Source organism: Polynucleobacter sp. VK25, from assembly GCF_018687355.1.
GTDB lineage: Bacteria > Pseudomonadota > Gammaproteobacteria > Burkholderiales > Burkholderiaceae > Polynucleobacter.
Genome location: NZ_CP061288.1, coordinates 1,823,440 through 1,840,296, shown reverse-complemented (window position 1 = coordinate 1,840,296; position 16,857 = coordinate 1,823,440). Strand labels below are relative to the sequence as shown.

16 protein-coding genes and 1 tRNA gene are annotated in these 16,857 nt (G+C 47.0%); 3 read left to right on the top strand and 14 right to left on the bottom strand.

The annotated features are described in order from the left end of the window. Positions 1-53: 53 nt before the first annotated feature. From AOC21_RS09220 to AOC21_RS09205, 4 genes are all read right to left on the bottom strand, one after another. Positions 54-1,019 (bottom strand): ribose-phosphate pyrophosphokinase, encoded by a 966-nt coding sequence (locus tag AOC21_RS09220; RefSeq protein ID WP_216860181.1) that lies wholly within the window; start codon positions 1,017-1,019, stop codon positions 54-56. Positions 1,020-1,073: 54 nt separating this feature from the next. Beyond that, positions 1,074-1,150, bottom strand: a tRNA-Gln gene (locus tag AOC21_RS09215). Positions 1,151-1,155: 5 nt separating this feature from the next. Then, positions 1,156-2,034, bottom strand: coding sequence for a 4-(cytidine 5'-diphospho)-2-C-methyl-D-erythritol kinase (gene ispE, locus AOC21_RS09210; RefSeq protein ID WP_371817821.1), 879 nt, complete (start codon positions 2,032-2,034; stop codon positions 1,156-1,158). Between the two features lie 11 nt (positions 2,035-2,045). Beyond that, positions 2,046-3,533 (bottom strand): lipoprotein insertase outer membrane protein LolB, encoded by a 1,488-nt coding sequence (locus AOC21_RS09205; RefSeq protein ID WP_215391686.1) that lies wholly within the window; start codon positions 3,531-3,533, stop codon positions 2,046-2,048. 35 nt (positions 3,534-3,568) lie between these two features. Here AOC21_RS09205 and mutM point away from each other — a divergent pair, with 35 nt between their 5' ends. Next, positions 3,569-4,405 (top strand): bifunctional DNA-formamidopyrimidine glycosylase/DNA-(apurinic or apyrimidinic site) lyase, encoded by an 837-nt coding sequence (mutM, locus tag AOC21_RS09200; protein ID WP_215391685.1) that lies wholly within the window; start codon positions 3,569-3,571, stop codon positions 4,403-4,405. Beyond that, complete coding sequence (gene mutY / locus AOC21_RS09195; protein WP_215391684.1) at positions 4,390-5,532, top strand: A/G-specific adenine glycosylase; 1,143 nt, start codon at positions 4,390-4,392, stop codon at positions 5,530-5,532. The genes mutM and mutY overlap by 16 nt, the downstream gene beginning before the upstream one ends. On the opposite strand, the gene rapZ is transcribed toward mutY, so the two are convergent. The 9 genes from rapZ to AOC21_RS09150 all read right to left on the bottom strand — a co-directional run bounded on the left by rapZ (position 5,477) and on the right by AOC21_RS09150 (position 11,940). Next, positions 5,477-6,367, bottom strand: a complete 891-nt coding sequence (rapZ, locus tag AOC21_RS09190) for an RNase adapter RapZ (protein WP_215391683.1) — start codon at positions 6,365-6,367, stop codon at positions 5,477-5,479. The genes mutY and rapZ overlap by 56 nt on opposite strands. Positions 6,368-6,370: 3 nt before the next feature. Continuing rightward, entirely contained in the window at positions 6,371-7,357 is a 987-nt protein-coding gene (gene hprK / locus AOC21_RS09185) for an HPr(Ser) kinase/phosphatase (protein ID WP_215391682.1), read from the bottom strand. Further along, positions 7,354-7,815 (bottom strand): PTS sugar transporter subunit IIA, encoded by a 462-nt coding sequence (locus AOC21_RS09180; protein ID WP_215391681.1) that lies wholly within the window; start codon positions 7,813-7,815, stop codon positions 7,354-7,356. Before AOC21_RS09180 ends, hprK begins: the two co-directional genes overlap by 4 nt. A 33-nt stretch (positions 7,816-7,848) precedes the next feature. Then, positions 7,849-8,172, bottom strand: coding sequence for a ribosome hibernation-promoting factor, HPF/YfiA family (gene hpf / locus AOC21_RS09175; protein WP_215391680.1), 324 nt, complete (start codon positions 8,170-8,172; stop codon positions 7,849-7,851). A 195-nt stretch (positions 8,173-8,367) separates the two neighbouring features. Next, on the bottom strand, positions 8,368-9,135 hold the full coding sequence (gene lptB / locus AOC21_RS09170) for an LPS export ABC transporter ATP-binding protein (RefSeq protein WP_215391679.1): 768 nt from the start codon (positions 9,133-9,135) through the stop codon (positions 8,368-8,370). Continuing rightward, the gene (locus tag AOC21_RS09165) at positions 9,132-9,704 is read right to left on the bottom strand and encodes an LptA/OstA family protein (RefSeq protein ID WP_215391678.1); all 573 of its coding nucleotides are present in this window, start codon (positions 9,702-9,704) and stop codon (positions 9,132-9,134) included. Before AOC21_RS09165 ends, lptB begins: the two co-directional genes overlap by 4 nt. A 1-nt stretch (position 9,705) precedes the next feature. Beyond that, positions 9,706-10,347 carry an LPS export ABC transporter periplasmic protein LptC gene (lptC, locus tag AOC21_RS09160; RefSeq protein ID WP_215391677.1) on the bottom strand — a complete coding sequence of 214 codons (642 nt, stop codon included), beginning with the start codon at positions 10,345-10,347 and terminating at the stop codon, positions 9,706-9,708. 3 nt (positions 10,348-10,350) lie between these two features. After that, positions 10,351-10,923, bottom strand: coding sequence for an HAD family hydrolase (locus AOC21_RS09155; protein WP_215391676.1), 573 nt, complete (start codon positions 10,921-10,923; stop codon positions 10,351-10,353). A 24-nt stretch (positions 10,924-10,947) separates the two neighbouring features. Then, positions 10,948-11,940 carry an SIS domain-containing protein gene (locus tag AOC21_RS09150; protein ID WP_215391675.1) on the bottom strand — a complete coding sequence of 331 codons (993 nt, stop codon included), beginning with the start codon at positions 11,938-11,940 and terminating at the stop codon, positions 10,948-10,950. An 11-nt stretch (positions 11,941-11,951) separates the two neighbouring features. Between AOC21_RS09150 and AOC21_RS09145 the strand changes: the two genes are divergently transcribed. After that, a complete protein-coding gene (locus tag AOC21_RS09145) occupies positions 11,952-13,934 on the top strand; it encodes a monovalent cation:proton antiporter family protein (protein ID WP_215391674.1) in 1,983 nt (660 codons plus the stop codon). A 14-nt stretch (positions 13,935-13,948) separates the two neighbouring features. Here the strand turns inward: AOC21_RS09145 and uvrA are convergent, their stop codons facing one another. Beyond that, entirely contained in the window at positions 13,949-16,846 is a 2,898-nt protein-coding gene (uvrA, locus tag AOC21_RS09140) for an excinuclease ABC subunit UvrA (protein WP_215391673.1), read from the bottom strand. Positions 16,847-16,857: the final 11 nt, after the last annotated feature.

Below are 16,857 nucleotides of genomic sequence, written 5' to 3'. Positions count from 1 at the left end.
CCTACAAAAGGCTCAAAACTGCCAAAAACCGGGGTAAAACGGTGGTTTTTGGCTTATTCGGCGAACATCGACATCACTGAATCACCCTTGCTAATGCGGGAAAGGGTTTCAGCGAGGATGGGAGCAACGCTCAATTGACGAATTTTGGATACTTTCATCGCTTCTGGGGTCAGCGGGATGGTATCGGTAACAACCAACTCATCCAATTCAGAGGCTGCGATACGGGCAACAGCGCCGCCTGACAGAACGGCGTGAGTACAGTAGGCAGTAACACCCTTTGCGCCACGCTCTTTAAGCGCTTCAGCGGCTTTACAGAGGGTTCCACCAGTATCAATGATGTCATCCATGATGACGCAATGGCGGCCTTCTACTTCGCCAATGAGGTGCATTACTTCAGATACGTTCGCTTTAGGGCGACGTTTATCAATAATCGCCAAATCGGTGCCCAATTGCTTAGCCATTGCGCGGGCGCGTACTACACCGCCAATATCTGGAGAAACAATGATGAGATCTTTCTTGGTTTTTTGTGCTTCCAAGTCAGCTAACAGGACTGGGGAGGCATAGATGTTATCTACGGGGATGTCAAAGAAGCCCTGAATTTGATCAGCATGCAGATCCATTGTCAGAACGCGCTCAATGCCAGCAACGGACTGAAGCATGTTGGCCACAATACGAGCAGAGATTGCAACGCGTGCTGAACGTGGTCTACGGTCTTGACGGGCATAGCCGAAGTAAGGAATCACTGCGGTTATGCGGCTTGCAGAAGCACGCTTTAGGGCATCAATCATGATCATTAATTCCATCAAGCTGTCGTTTGTAGGCGCACAGGTTGATTGGATCACCACGACATTTTTGCCGCGGACGTTTTCTTGAATTTCTACCTGAATCTCACCGTCAGAGAATCTGCCAACAAAGGCTTTTCCCATTGGAAGGTTGAGTTCTTTGGCTACGGCCTCAGCCAAAACGGGATTTGCGTTGCCTGTGAAAAGAGTCAATAAATCTGCGTTTATGGAGGACATAGTCTTAAGGGTTTTGTGAGGTCAAAAGGTTATCTTTATCGTTTCTACAGTATTTGGCAGGGGAAGAAGGATTCGAACCTTCGCATGCTGGAATCAAAATCCAGTGCCTTAACCAGCTTGGCGATTCCCCTACAGGTCAATCTGAAGAAATCAAATTGTAAGCGGGATTTTTATTTAGCCCCCGAACAACCCGACCTACCCACCCTTTAGGAAGATTTTGAAGAAGATTTTCTAGTTTTGCGGTGTCGGTCTTAGGGTCTAAGACGGCAAAAACGCTACTTCCAGAGCCAGACATTCGGGGCTGTGAGCCCGGTACTGCCTGGGTAATCCAATTCAAAGCTTGCTTCACTTCTGGGCAAATCCGCACCGCTACAGCCTGACAATCATTCGATTGATATAACAACGGCGATGCAAGAAAGCCATCAATTGTAATCTGAGCGTGATCTCGGGTCAATTCAGGGTCTTGAAAAATGCTAGCGGTAGCGATGCCTTGATTGGGGAATATGACCAAAAATTCAGGGGTTTCAAGGGAAATTTCCTGAATTTTCTCGCCGATACCCTCAACAAAAGCATTTTTACCAAAGATGAAGAATGGGACGTCAGCCCCGAGCTGTAAGCCCAGACCACATAGCGTCTCTTTAGAAAGACGGAGATTCCAGAGTGCATTCAGACCAATGAGAGTGCTTGCTGCATCTGAGGAGCCGCCTCCCATGCCTGCTCCCATCGGAATTTCCTTTTGAAGATCAATTTCAACCCCAGCTTCAATCTTGCAAAAATCTTTGAGTAAGTTTGCGGCGCGCACTACTAAATCTTGTTCTGGTGGAACGCCGGGAATTGGATTGATTCGTCGCACTGCATTTTCAGAGATATGCTTCAAGTGGAGTGTGTCACACCAATCAATCATCTGAAAGACAGATTGCAGTAGATGGTAACCATCTGCCCTGCGTCCAACGATGTGCAAAAAGAGATTGAGCTTAGCTGGAGAGCGAAGCGTTAAATGATCAATGCTCACAATGACAGCTTCACTTAATCATTCGGACGATCAAACACCAGACGAATATCAATCGAGCCGATGTTTGAGCTGCGCGTCATAATGAGTTTTTCAAGTTTGTTGGTATTGCTCCAGGTGTATACCAAGTCCCAACCATCTTGACTAATCTTACTCACTTGACCCTTAGCATTTCTATCAATACTTGCTTCGCTTCCGGGACGTACTTCGCCTCTTAGCCAATTGGACAGTCCGCGCGCTGGCAATGGAAGACCTAAAGTGTTTTGTACCAAGGTATCTGCATCGACTTCGGTAACAACTTTGCCATCACTTTCGAGCGTAGCTTCACCGGGAGTAATCGTAATTTTTGCTATAGAGCCACCCATGGGATTACGGATCTCTAAAACATCTTTTAATGCCTCTTGTGTCAAGGTAAAGCCGCCAGAGCCGCCTTGGTTTTGCGACTCTGTTAAACCAATCACTTTGACGGAAAAACGCCCGTCCCATGAGCCTTTGGATGATTGATCATCTCTAGTCCAGTCAGGTTTTAAGCGCTTTAAAGTTTCTTTGAGGGTTGGATTATTAGCATCTATTTTTTGTCCCTGGCGCCACATCTCTTCTGCCTCGATATGACGATTCATAACCCACAACACTTCACCTGTATGGGCCGCAATATCCGCTTCTGGTTTTATGGCAAATGCTTGCTGTAGTTGCTCTAAAGCAATTGCATTTTTACCAAGTCGAAAGTTCACCCAACCTAGACTGTCCAAAATAAAACTATCTTTTGGAGATAGCTGATGCGCTTTGCTAATGAGTGCATAGGCTTCTGGTAACTTGATATTGCGATCGGCCAAGGAGTAACCAAGGGCATTTAGTGAATTCACATCATTGGGGTTTTTGCGCAAAATATCACGCAAGGTTTTTTCCATGACATCAATGCGACCGAATTTTTCAGCCGACATGGCATAGGTATACAGCAGACCAGGATCCTTAGGCGGGATTTTGACAGTCGATGCGATTTCATAAAAGGCACGTAAGGCATCTGACTCATCTTTTGCTTTGGCAAGTAGCGCTTGTAATTGCAGCAAAGTATTTTCTTGCTGTGCAGGAGATTGTTGACGCAGTAATGCAATGGCTGGCTTCACTGCTTCAGCCCAACGGTTGCCTAAAACTAAGAGGGTAACTAAGACTTCTTTCGGTTTTGAATCTGCGGCTGGAGAGAGTTCATCCCAGGTCTTCGCCGCTTGCATGGCTAGGTCTGGAGAGCCGCCCGCAATGGCAATTTCCATTGCTCTTTGAGCCAATCTGGGATCTTTGTATTGACGCGCCATCTCCAGGTAGGTGTTGTAAGCCAAACCGGCTTCACCGCGTTGCAGGGCGATTTCAGAGGCAAGCACCTCAAAAATGCCTTCACCGGTTTGCAGTCCGTTTGGCTGTGTTTGAGCGTGCGCTGATGAAATGACTCCACCAGCCAAGGCTGCCAGGAATAAACCCCTTAAAAGAGGTTTTAGTCTGAATTTACTCATAAGCACATTCTAATCCGCGAATCTACAATTCATTTATGCCAGAACTTCCAGAAGTAGAAGTCACCCGATTAGGAATTGCTCCCCATCTCGAGGGGCGCAAGGTCAGCGCCGTCAAGGTTATTGATGGACGCCTGCGTTGGCCAGTGCCCGCTAGCCTGTCTAAAAGCTTGCCTGGGCAAAAAGTGCATGCCATTGAGAGGCGTGGAAAGTACCTTTTATTCGAAATGGATACAGGCTATTTGCTGATTCATTTAGGGATGACCGGAACTTTACGTGTGCTCCCAAGTTCCGATGCTCTTAAGATTCATGATCGAGTGACGCTAGAGTTTGGCAAGTTGAGTTTGCGTTTGCACGACCCACGAAAATTCGGCGCGGTCTTATGGCACCCTAAATCAAAGGGCCCGATTGAAACATTTACTCTTTTGCAAAAGCTTGGAGTTGAGCCATTTTCTCCGGAGTTTGAGGGTGAGTTGGGCGCAGAGATTTTGTATCAAATCTCCCGTAAACGGAGTATTGCTGTGAAGCAGTTTCTTTTGGCGGGGCAAGCAGTTGTTGGTGTTGGCAATATTTATTGTTCAGAAAGCTTGTTTGAGGCTGGTATTCATCCAGTAAAAGCTGCAGGCAAACTGACGCGACCACAATGCTCACGTCTTGCAATGGCAGTGAGATCAATACTGAAAAAAGCCATTGCTGCTGGCGGTAGTTCATTAAAAGATTTTGTGAATAGCGATGGCGATCCTGGACACTTTATGGTTCAAACCAAAGTCTATGACCGCAAAGGCTTGCCATGCAAGGTATGTAAAACACCGATTCATCAGATAGTGCAGGGTCAACGCTCTACTTATTTCTGTCCCCAATGTCAAAAACGCTAAGCAAGGCCTTTGCTTCAAAGTTGATTGCTTGGCATGGTGTCAGCGGACGCTCTGGCTTACCGTGGCAGGGTAATCGAGATCCTTATGCGGTATGGGTTTCAGAAATCATGTTGCAGCAAACTCAGGTGGCTACTGTTCTTGAGCGCTACCCGCGTTTTATGAAACGCTTTCCAACGGTAAAAAAATTAGCTACTGCAGACCTTGATGACGTACTGGCAGAGTGGGCTGGTTTGGGTTACTACTCTCGCGCTAGAAATCTACATACTTGCGCAAAACAGGTGATGGCGGAGTTTGGCGGCCAGTTTCCAAGTGATCCTATTCTGCTTGAGCAGCTGAAGGGTATTGGCCGCTCCACTGCGGGTGCTATTGCCGCATTTGCTTTTCTTGAGCGAGCCCCTATTTTGGACGCCAACGTCAAACGTATTCTCGCGCGTTTATTTGCAATTGAAGGACCGATACAGGATAAGGCGGTAAACGATCGCCTTTGGGCTTTGGCAACTGATTTGTTGCCAATTAAGCCTGTTGATATGCCAGTCTATACGCAGGCATTGATGGACTTTGGTGCCACTTGGTGCACATCTCGCAAGCCGGTGTGTTTGGGCTCTGAAAAAAAGTGCCCATTCGCAAAAGATTGCCAGGCAAATTTAAGTGATCAAGTCCTTTTGCTGCCGCAAAAAGCGCAGAAGACAAAATCCCCTGAATTTGATTGCAATATGTTGCTCATGCGTTCGGGTAATGCTGTCCTTTTGCAAAAGCGTCCTAGTAAGGCTATTTGGGGCGGTCTCTGGTCCCTGCCTGAAGGGTCTTGGACTCCTAGAGTAGTTCGTGCAAAAGACGTCGAGATAAGTCCCCAGGAATTATTTACGGCTATATTGCCAGATGAAAAGTCTGTACTGAGTAAGGCGTGTAAATCAGTGATTCGGAGCCATGAAATTAAACATGTCTTTACGCATCGTCGCTTGTGGATGCAGATTTGGCAGGCAAGCTCCTCAAAAGAGTTGAATTTTGCAAATTCAGATCTGAAGTGGGTACCCCTGAGCCAATTGGGACGCTATGGCTTGCCGCAGCCGATTAAGCTTTTGCTACAGGGATTGAGTCTAGTTCGCGGTGGCGATTTAAAAAATTAAGCTGCAAGTCCATCAAATCTTTTTGGGCGCGGAAATGTTCGCTCAGACGACCCACTAGATAAACAGAACGGTGTTGACCACCGGTACAGCCAATAGCAACCGTTAAGTAACTCCGACCATCGGCGATGTAATGGGGCAACCATTTGTTAATAAATTGGGTGATGTCTGTTTCCATGCTGACTACCTCAGGAATTTTTTCTAGAAATTCTTTTACAGGTTTGTCGTTGCCGGTGAGTGGTCGCAATACTTTGTCATAGTGGGGATTGGGTAGGCAGCGCACATCAAATACCAAGTCAGCTTCGCTAGGCACACCTTTTTTAAAGCCGAAGGATTCAAAAACTACTGTGAGGCCTACTGGCTTGTCTTTGAGGAGATCCTGAATCCAAGAACGTAGTGCATGAGCAGGGAGGTTACTAGTATCAATGCTGTGGGCTTGGGTACGCAATGGCTCCAACAGATTACGTTCTTTATCAATTGCTTCAATTAATGTTGCAGATTGCGACTGCTTGCCATTGGTGGAGAGGGGGTGACGTCGACGTGTCTCTGAAAAGCGCTGAATGAGAGTATTGGTATCAGCGTTTAAGAAAACTACTCGTACTTGGTGATTTTTACGTAAGCTCTCGAGAATAGACGGCAGGTCTGCAATGGTCTGACCCCGACGTGCGTCAATAGCGACTGCCACTTGCTCGCACTTTTCTTTTTCAAGGGTGGAGATGAGGCTCTCAAGAAGTGAAACAGGAAGATTGTCTACGCAGTCATAGCCTGCATCCTCGAAAGCCCTCAGGGCTACTGATTTACCTGAGCCTGAGATTCCGGTAATCAGATTAATCTGCATAACTTAAAGTAAACGACCTTGAGACTTGCTAGTTTCAGTGTCGGCATTCATCTGAATGCGCTGACGTTCAATAAATTCTTTTAACGTATCGATACCGCGCAATTGCAAAATCGTATTACGCACAGCAGCTTCAACTAATACGGCTAAGTTACGACCTGCGGCCACTTGAATTTTGACTGTACGAATGGGAATTCCTAGTACGTCGATATGCTGGGCTTCAAGAGGTAATCGCTCGAATTCACCATCATTCCTACGAACCAGTTGCACAATTAAACGTAGCTTTAATTTGCGGCGCACTGCAGTCTCACCGAAGATGGTGCGAATATCTAAGAGGCCTAAGCCGCGAACTTCAAGAAGATTACGCAAGATGACGGGGCAACGGCCTTCAATGTAATCGGGGCCAAGTCGCGCAAAGTCAACGGCATCGTCTGCTACTAATCCGTGCCCACGAGAAATCAATTCAAGACCTAATTCACTTTTACCAAGCCCGGATTCGCCGGTAAGTAGTACGCCCAAGCCCAAGATGTCCATGAAGACGCCATGCATCGTGATTTGGGGCGCACCAATTTTGGTGAGGTAAGTGCGTAAATGGTCAATGACTTCCGCGGCGGAAATGGCTGTAGTAAATAAGGGTGTTGAAGAGCGCTGGCAGAAGAGCTGCAAGTCTGGATCCGCACTCTTGCCGTCCGCCACAATGACGCAAGGAGGTGTCTTTGAGATCAAGCTCGCAATTTGTTCTTGTTTTTGTTTCGGCTCTAGAGCAGCGTGATAGTCCACTTCTTGCTCGCCAAAGATTTGAATGCGGCTCGGGTGAATCAGGTTTAAGTGACCTACCAAGTCCGAGCTAGCAGCAGCAGCCTTAACTGCTTCAGGCGGAAAAGTACGATCAGCACCCTCAAGACCGCCGATCCAAGAAAGCTTTAGATCTGAAACATTGTCATCAAAAATCTGCTGAGCAGTTACTCCGTCTAGGAGTAAAGGCTGCGTCATTTTGCTGTACCCCAGTGCTGTAAAAGTTCGCAAACTTTTACAGGGTCCGCTACAGACGACAAAGTCTGACGAGCATCTGCATCAGATAAGAGCTGGGCAATCGAAGACAAAATTTCTAAATGTTGTTGAGTGGCTTTTTCTGGCACCAACAAGAAAATTAATATAGATACTGTTTCGTTATCTGGAGCTGCAAACTCAATTGGGTTTTGCAGCCTCATGAACGCAGCGCTAGGCTGTTTTAAGCCTTTCACGCGACCATGGGGAATAGCTACGCCAGCACCAAGTGCGGTGGAGCCTAAATTTTCGCGTGCATTGAGGAACTCAACTACGGAGCTGGCCTCAATACCCGTTTGTTTAGCGAATAGTTCTCCAGCGGCTGCAAATGCATCAGCCCTGCTTTTGGCGGGGACGTCTAATGCAATGCAGTCGGGAGTAAAAAGATTGGTCAGGGCATTCATGTGAATTGATTATAGGTGTCCCGACGCGATCGCTCACTCAAAATGCTTTTCGTGATGATGATCTTGGATCTTTTCTTTGTGTTTTACAACTTGACGTTCTAATTTATCCACCACTGCATCCATGGCGTGATAGAGATCGGCGTTGTGTGCTTCAGCGAACAGATCCTTACCCTTAAGGTGAATGGTGATCTCGGCGCTTTGACGAAGATCCTTCTCCTTAGCGTTGTCTACTACCAGGAAGGCGGACGCATCAATGACGTGATCGAAGTGCTTGCGAATTTTGGCCAATCCTGCCTCAAGATGAGAGCGCATGGCAGGGGTAACTTCCATATGACGGCTATTAATTTTCAAATTCATTAGCGACTCCTTTTATAGATGCTATAGATACGTGCGCAAAGTCATACCTGGGGTGCGCAGCAAGCCCCTGTAATTTTGTGAACTGTTTTTTTTTGAGAAATAAACCATGAGCCTCCAGCGTATCAGCGAATTTGCTGAAAACCAAGGGGGGAAATGCAATTTTTATTGCTTAAAAAGCCGAAAGCCTTGCTGGGCTTACATCCGGAAGTTTTCGCCTAGATAGACTCTTCTGACGGCATCGTTCTGAATAATCTGATCTGGTTTCCCTTCGGCTAATACGCTGCCTTCACTGATGATGTAAGCGTGGTCGCAGATGCCTAGGGTTTCGCGCACATTGTGGTCGGTAATCAGCACCCCAATTTGACGGTCGCGCAAGAAGCGCACAATCCGCTGGATTTCCCCAACGGCAATAGGGTCAACGCCGGCAAAAGGTTCGTCTAGCAAGATAAATTTTGGTTGGGAGGCCAATGCCCTGGCAATCTCCACGCGTCTGCGCTCTCCGCCCGACAGGGAAAGGGCTGGATTATTCCGTAGGTGGCTAATTTGGAGCTCCCCTAAAAGCTCATCTAGGCGGCTGGCAATCTCAGCCTTGCTGAGAGACTTACCACCTTGTACTTGGAGCTCTAGGACTGCCTGGATATTTTCAGCTACATTCAGCTTTCTAAATACGGAAGCCTCTTGCGGTAAATAGGACAGACCCATACGTGCGCGTTCATGAATGGGTAAGTGTGTGATGTCGGTGCCATCCAAAACAATATTTCCACCATCAAGCGGAACAAGCCCAACAATCATGTAGAAGGAAGTGGTTTTACCTGCTCCATTAGGGCCAAGCAAGCCTACAACTTCTCCGCATCTAACTTGTACGGATACATCACGAACCACAGTTCTTGAGCCATAACGTTTTTGTAAGTTATGGGCACTAAGTGTGGGTGCATTATTGGCTTGAGTTAAATCCGCTGTCATTTCTCTAATGTTGCTTTTCGTCTTGGTGAAAGGATGGCTCTTGCTAGGGGTAGATCCTCTGGCTTTGCATCTTTGGGAGGCACGACCCGATAGTACTGCTTTACGTCATCGTACTCAATTTTCCAGCCCTTCAATTGATCAAGCATTTGCATATTCAGTAGGCGCTTCAGGCTGGCATCACCAGTGAGAGTCAAAAACTCTGTCTTGGCATCATAAGTCACTTGAGCACCGCGCCCTTGCATGAATTCATCTGGAATGCCTTCACGACGTTGTCTAAAGCTCGCTACTGCTTCGGGCGTGCCGATCACATCAACAAATTCATAACCCTGAGGATCAACAGCAATATGACCATCTTCGCCAGTAACAATGATGCTGCCTTTGATGAGTAAGACTTGACCATTGAGGTCGTAGACCTGTTTCACATCATTTACAGAAACTTTTTCCGCTTCCAAGATGACCGGCTTATCTTGATCTGCTTTTTCGGCGTGTACTGAAAAAGTGCTGACGAGCCCCAGCAAAACGCAGGTAAGTAGGGAAAATCGTGGGAACAAGTAATTCATTGACTGCATTTTATGGATTGCTCCGTGGCGCGCGTTCAATACGCCCTTTAACTTGACCGCTAAGCACCATGCTTTGTTCAATATTGTTAAACACCCCACCTTCAGTGGAGTGCATGATCGACATGCCTTGCTCTAGCGTAATTGGTCGATCTGTTTCAATAACATCATCGTTAATGAGTACTTTGAAATAGCTTGAGCTGGCTAACATTCTTAAGGTGGCTGGCTGTGATTCGCTTGCCGCTTGAGCTGGTCGAAAGATGCTGGCGTTGTCGTTTAAATCCAAGATAGTGAGATCACCATCAAGATGCCCGGTATCTGACTTCACTGTCACTGGCGCTTTCTCGGGCTGAAATAGGCGCATGCGAGGCGTGAGGATATCAATCGATGCATCGTCGTCGTAGTGGGTTACTTTGACACCCAAAATTCGGTACTTGGTATTGCCAAACTCATTTAAGGCAGAGAGTGCGCCGTTTTTAATGGTGTAGTCAGGCTCATGCAGACGTGCGCGCTCTAAGGGCGATTTCTCTGGTGGAGTATTTTTTTGTACAAGCCAAAAAGTTGTTAGTGTGAGAGTGCCCATCAAAATCAAGGGCATCAGGCGCAACAGGGCGCGGCCAATGCTGAGTTTGATTTGTTGAGGCTTTAATTGCATTACTTAGCTGCGAGCTTTATTGAGCAATTCTTCATAGCGATTCTGCGCCTTCAGAATCAAGTCGCACACTTCACGTACCGCACTATTGCCACCGTTACGGGTTGTGACTAGGTGTGCAAACTCTTTCACAGCCTCATGTCCTTGAGCCGGACAAATTCGTAAGCCAGCATGTTTCATCATTTGCATATCTGGCCAATCATCACCCATAACAGCGCAATCTGCTGTAGTCAGCCCTAAGGATTTAATCACTTCTGCCAATGCAATCGCTTTATTCTCAACACCCATATGAACATGTTTAATTCCAAGCTCATCACAACGTGCCAAAACCATCTTAGAATTTCGACCAGTAATAATGGCGGTTGGAATACCGCATTGCTCCAATTGCTTGATGCCTAATCCGTCTTGAATATCAAAAGCTTTTAAGGACTCTTTGCCATCTGCACCAATCCAAACCTGTCCGTTGGTGAGAACGCCATCAACATCCAAGACCAGGAGTTTCACTTGACCCGCGCGCTCCCAGGCTTGTGGGTATTGCGCTAGAGGGTTGGTGTTATGAGGGGTAAAAGCGCTAGGCATAAAAAATTTCGATCACTAATTAAATTAAATGACTTTGGCGGCAAATAAATCATGAAGATTTAAAGCGCCCAGTAAAAGGCCTTTGTTGTCAGTGACCACCAGATGATTGATGCGATGTTTTTCCATCATCTCAATTGCTTCTTCAGCAAGTAACTCTGCAGGTATAGTGCGCGGGTCTGCAGTAGTAGCGCTCTCGAGTGTGATGCCATCGAGATTGATTGTTTTTTCTAGAAGACGACGTAAGTCACCGTCAGTAAATATGCCAAATACTTTTTTATTGGCATCTAGAATTACCACCATGCCCATTCGTTTTGAGGTCATCTCTAACAAAGCGTCTTGTAGTGATGCATCGATCGATATTTTTGGCGTGTCTGCAAAGCTACGCATCACTTCGCTAACATGCATCAATTGCTTGCGACCCAGTCTGCCGCCAGGATGGGAGCGAATGAAGTCTTCAGCTTCAAAACCGCGAGCATCTAGTAAGGCAACCGCCAATGCATCGCCCATCGCTAGAGCTGCAGTAGTGCTAGTAGTGGGCGCAAGATTTAAAGGACAAGCTTCTTTTTCAACGCTGGTATCTAAATGCGCATCAGCCAATTTGGCGAGAGAGGAATTTGGGGCGCCAGTGAGAGCAATCAGTTTTGCGCCGGTACGTTTCACAATCGGAACGATGGTTAGCAGTTCGTCGGTCTCACCAGAGTTAGAGAGAGCTACAAAAACATCATCTCTGGTAACCATGCCTAAGTCACCATGGCTGGCTTCAGCAGGATGAACAAAAAAGGCTGGGGAACCAGTAGAGGCGAAGGTGGCGGCAATTTTGCGGGCAATATGACCCGATTTGCCAATTCCAGAAACGACGATTCTGCCTTTACAGCTATGTAAAAGCTCGACCGCCAGGACGAGGGCATCCGCATTGGCGCCCTCAAGGCGATCACGCATGGTTTGCAGTGCAGCAGCCTCAATAGTGAGGGTGTCGCGCGCAAGCTTTAGGGTACGTTCACGAGTCTTAGCTATCATCGAGTAAGTATATGCCGTCAGTCCTTCAATTAACCCTCATTCTCCTGGCCTCGGGTGTGGCCGGAGTGGTTATTTTCCGCTATTTTGGCTTGCCCCCTATTTTGGGCTATTTGGCCATTGGCGTGCTGATTGGTCCCCATGCCTTTGGTTTGGCTAATGACACTGCCACAGTCAAGTATTTGGCTGAATTTGGGGTGGTTTTCTTGATGTTCTCGATTGGCCTGGAATTTAACCTGCATAAATTGCGGGCAATGCGATCGATCGTGTTCGGACTTGGTGGCAGCCAAGTCATTTTGACCATGTTGTTAGCAATCCCAGCCAGCTTGTTAATGAATTGGATTTATCCCATCTCATGGCATGCTGCGATCGCTCTAGGTGGTGCGCTGGCGATGTCATCAACGGCAATTGTGACCAAGCTGATTTCTGATCGTGCGGAATTGGAGACAGAGCATGGTCGCAATGTAGTGGGTATTTTGTTATTCCAGGATTTGGCTGTGGTCTTCTTATTGATCTTATTGCCATCTCTCGGAAAAAATCCTTCCGATTTATTTGTTGCGCTCACTGCGGCCTCAATCAAAATCACGGTTGCTTTGGTATTGATTTTCTTCATTGGCCAAAGTTTGATGAGTCATTGGTTTAGATTGGTTGCTAAGCTACGCTCACAAGAGTTATTCATGCTGAACCTCTTGTTGATTGTGTTGGGTATGGCGGGATTGACTGAGCACTTTGGATTGTCTCTAGCGCTCGGGGCATTCTTAGCAGGCATGTTGATTTCTGAAACACCATACCGTCATCAGGTGGAGGAGGATGTCAAACCGTTTCGCGATGTCTTACTAGGTCTCTTCTTTATTACGATTGGCATGCTGCTCGATTTCAATGTGATTCGTGAACAGTGGCTGCTTGTTTTGGCTTTATTGGTTGGCCCACTAGTCTTTAAGTTTGGCCTTATCGCCCTGTTATCGCGGGCGTTTGGCTCTAGTCCTGGCATTTCCATTAGAACTGGTTTGTGCTTGGCTCAGGCTGGTGAATTTGGCTTTGTGTTGCTCAATCAAATTGATGGCTTGGATTTGATTGACCCCACTTTGAGTCAAGCGGTATTAGCAGCCATGTTGATCTCGATGTTTTGTGCGCCATTCCTCATTGAATACAGTGATCGCATAGCAATGCGTTTTTCTAGTAATGAATGGTTATTGCAGTCACTTGCACTCACTCGCGTTGCCGCCAAGAGTGTCCGCAATGAAAATCATGTTGTTATTTGTGGATTTGGTCGATCAGGTCAAAGTTTGGCTCGCATGCTTGATCAAGAAAAGATTCCTTACATTGCTTTGGATTTAGATCCTGATCGTGTTAAAGAAGCTGCAGCTGCTGGCGACAATGTGGTTTATGGCGATGCCAGTCGTGAAAATTATTTAGTGGCTGCAGGCTTATCAAGGGCTAAGGCAGTCGTGATTACCTATGCTGATACTGCCGCAAGTATGCGCGTTCTTCGTCAAGTCGAACACTTGCGCCCTGGTATGACTGTATTGGTGCGCACTAGAGATGATGCGGATATTGCAAAACTGCAAGCAGCTGGCGCTACTGAAGTTGTGCCCGAACTCATTGAGGGCAGCTTGATGATCGCCTCCCATGTTCTGCTGATTATGGGGGTGCCAATGCGTAAGGTAGTGCGACGCATTACTACCGCGCGGGAAGAGCGTTATAGCCTGCTGAGAGGTTACTTCCGCGGATCTGCGGATGATGACTTTGGCTCTAATGAATCTTGGCGCTTACATGCCATTACTCTGTTGCCGCATTCACAAGCAATTGGTAAAACTTTAGGAGAGCTCGACCTGGAGAAGGAGGGCGTTAATGTTCAGGCAGTGCGCCGCAAGGGTCGAAATGCTGACTATGTGAAGCTGGATCCTGTTCCAGAACTCACACTTGAGGCTAATGATATTTTGGTGATCTCAGGTAATTCAGAGGCAACGGATTTAGCTGAAGCTAAATTACTCTGAGATTTGTCAGGGCCTTACTTTTTCTTTTTGCTGGCTACAGGAGTCGGAGCTTTGCGAGTCAGCAAAGGTGCTAAGTAGTGGCCAGTAAAACTCAATTCATTTTTAGCCACATCCTCTGGTGTACCTGTTGCAATAATCTGTCCACCGCCCGCGCCACCTTTAGGTCCTAAGTCAATAATCCAATCAGCGGTCTTAATGACATCAAGGTTGTGCTCGATGATGACAATCGTGTTGCCTTGTTTCTTGAGTGTTTGAATCACCGTGAGCAGTAGCTGGATGTCATGGAAATGCAAGCCAGTGGTCGGCTCATCTAGGATATATAAGGTTCTACCGGTGTCGCGCTTGGAGAGTTCAAGAGAGAGTTTCACGCGTTGTGCTTCACCGCCTGATAAGGTGGTTGCACTTTGTCCAAGCTTTACATAGCCCAAGCCAACATCTAAGAGTGTTTTGAGTTTACGTTTTACTACAGGAACAGCTTCAAAGAATTCATGCGCTTGCTCGATGGTCATCGATAACACTTCATGAATATTCTTGCCTTTGTAACGAATATCTAAGGTCTCACGGTTGTAGCGCTTGCCGTGACAAACATCACACGGTACATAAACGTCTGGCAAGAAGTGCATTTCTACTTTGAGAACGCCATCGCCTTCACAAGAATCGCAACGACCACCTTTCACGTTAAAGGAGAAGCGACCTGCTTCATAGCCCCGTTCGCGTGATGCAGGAACGCCGGCAAAGAGTTCTCTAATCGGAGTGAAAAGGCCGGTATAGGTTGCAGGGTTAGAGCGTGGAGTTCTACCAATGGGAGATTGGTCAACACTAATCACTTTATCGAAATGCTCTAGACCCTTGATCGCATCGTGCGCTGCAGGTTCCGCATTGGAGCCATACAGATGCTGTGCAACCGCATGATGCAAGGTGTCATTTATTAAGGTGGATTTGCCGGAGCCTGATACACCAGTCACGCAAGTGAGCAAGCCAACGGGGATCTTGGCGTGAACGGATTGCAAGTTATTGCCGCGCCCCCCAATGATTTCTAAAAAGCGATCATTTACAGGGATGCGTTTTTCTGGAACTGCAATGGCTTCACGGCCAGCGAGATAGGCGCCCGTTAAGGAATTTGGATTTGCTTCTACTTCTGCTGGTGTGCCTTGTGCGACCACTTCGCCACCATGAACACCAGCGCCAGGACCAATATCAATGACCCAGTCAGAGGCGCGAATCATATCTTCATCATGCTCAACGACTAAAACACTATTGCCCAAATCACGTAAGTGTTTGAGTGTGCCGATCAAGCGATCGTTATCACGCTGATGTAGACCAATTGACGGTTCATCCAATACATACATTACACCTGTTAAGCCAGAGCCAATCTGGCTCGCCAGGCGAATGCGTTGAGCCTCACCACCGGATAGGGTATCGGCACTACGCTCGAGGGAAAGGTAATCCAGACCGACGTCATTTAAGAAGCGCAGACGTGCGCCAATCTCTTTGACGATCTTGTCGGCGATTTCTCGTTTGGCACCCTTGAGTTCAAGCGTTTCGAAATACTCTTTAGCTTCTTTCAGGGGTAAGGCGCTGATCTCATAAATTGCGCGCGATTGTTTTTTCTCACCCACTTTGACAAAGCGTGCCTCTTTACGTAAACGACTGCCGTTACATTCCGGACAAGTTTGCACATTCTGATAGCGCGATAGTTCTTCACGAACTGTCATGGAATCGGTTTCGCGATAGCGTCTTTCAAAGTTAGCAACAATACCTTCGAAGGCGTGTTCACGAATGCTGTTCTTGCCACGTTCGTTGATGTACTCGAAAGGAATGGTGACATCACCGGAGCCCAAGAGAATCAAATCTTGTTGCTTCTTATTTAGCGTCTCAAATGGTTTCTCTACATCAAAGCCGCCATGTTTGGCCAGGGTCTGAAGGAGTTTGAAGTAGAACTGATTACGACGATCCCAGCCTTTAATGGCGCCTGATGCCAGTGATAAATCTGGATGTGCAACGATACGCTTAGGATCAAAGAAGGACTGGTGACCTAGGCCGTCACATGATGGACAGGCGCCCATTGGATTATTAAATGAGAAGAGGCGCGGCTCTAATTCTTGTAGGGAGTAAGAGCACACTGGGCAAGCAAACTTGCTAGAGAAGATCATCTCTTTGCCAGTATCCATATCGACGATCATGGCCTTGCCATCTGCTAGACGTAAGGCTGTCTCAAAAGATTCTGCCAAACGTTGCTGAATATCAGGGCGCACTTTAATACGATCCACTACCACTTCAATAGAGTGCTTATCGTTTTTCTTGAGTGTTGGTAATTGATCAACTTCAAAAATTTCTGCCTTAGCAACGTTTGCTGTACCACCGCCGGAGCGCACACGAAAGCGTACAAAGCCTTGTGCCTGGAGGTCTTGGAAGAGATCGACAAACTCACCTTTACGCTCACTGACTACAGGAGCCAGAATCATCAACTTCGTATCTTCTGGCATTGAAAGAACTGTGTCGACCATTTGAGAAACACTTTGCGCTTCTAATGGAAGATCGTGATCTGGACAATGTGGCGTGCCTGCACGTGCAAACAACAGACGTAAGTAATCATGAATTTCAGTAACAGTACCGACGGTTGAGCGTGGGTTATGACTAGTGGCTTTTTGCTCAATAGAAATCGCTGGTGAAAGCCCTTCAATCGTGTCGACATCTGGCTTTTCCATAAGTTGCAAAAACTGACGGGCATAAGCTGATAGAGATTCAACATAGCGGCGTTGACCTTCTGCGTACAGAGTATCAAAAGCCAAGGAGCTTTTGCCTGAGCCTGATAAGCCAGTAAGGACGACAAGTTTTTCTCTAGGGATGTCTAGATTGATGTTTTTGAGGTTGTGGGTGCGGGCACCGCGGATCTTGATTTCGTTATTCATGATTTTTTAGC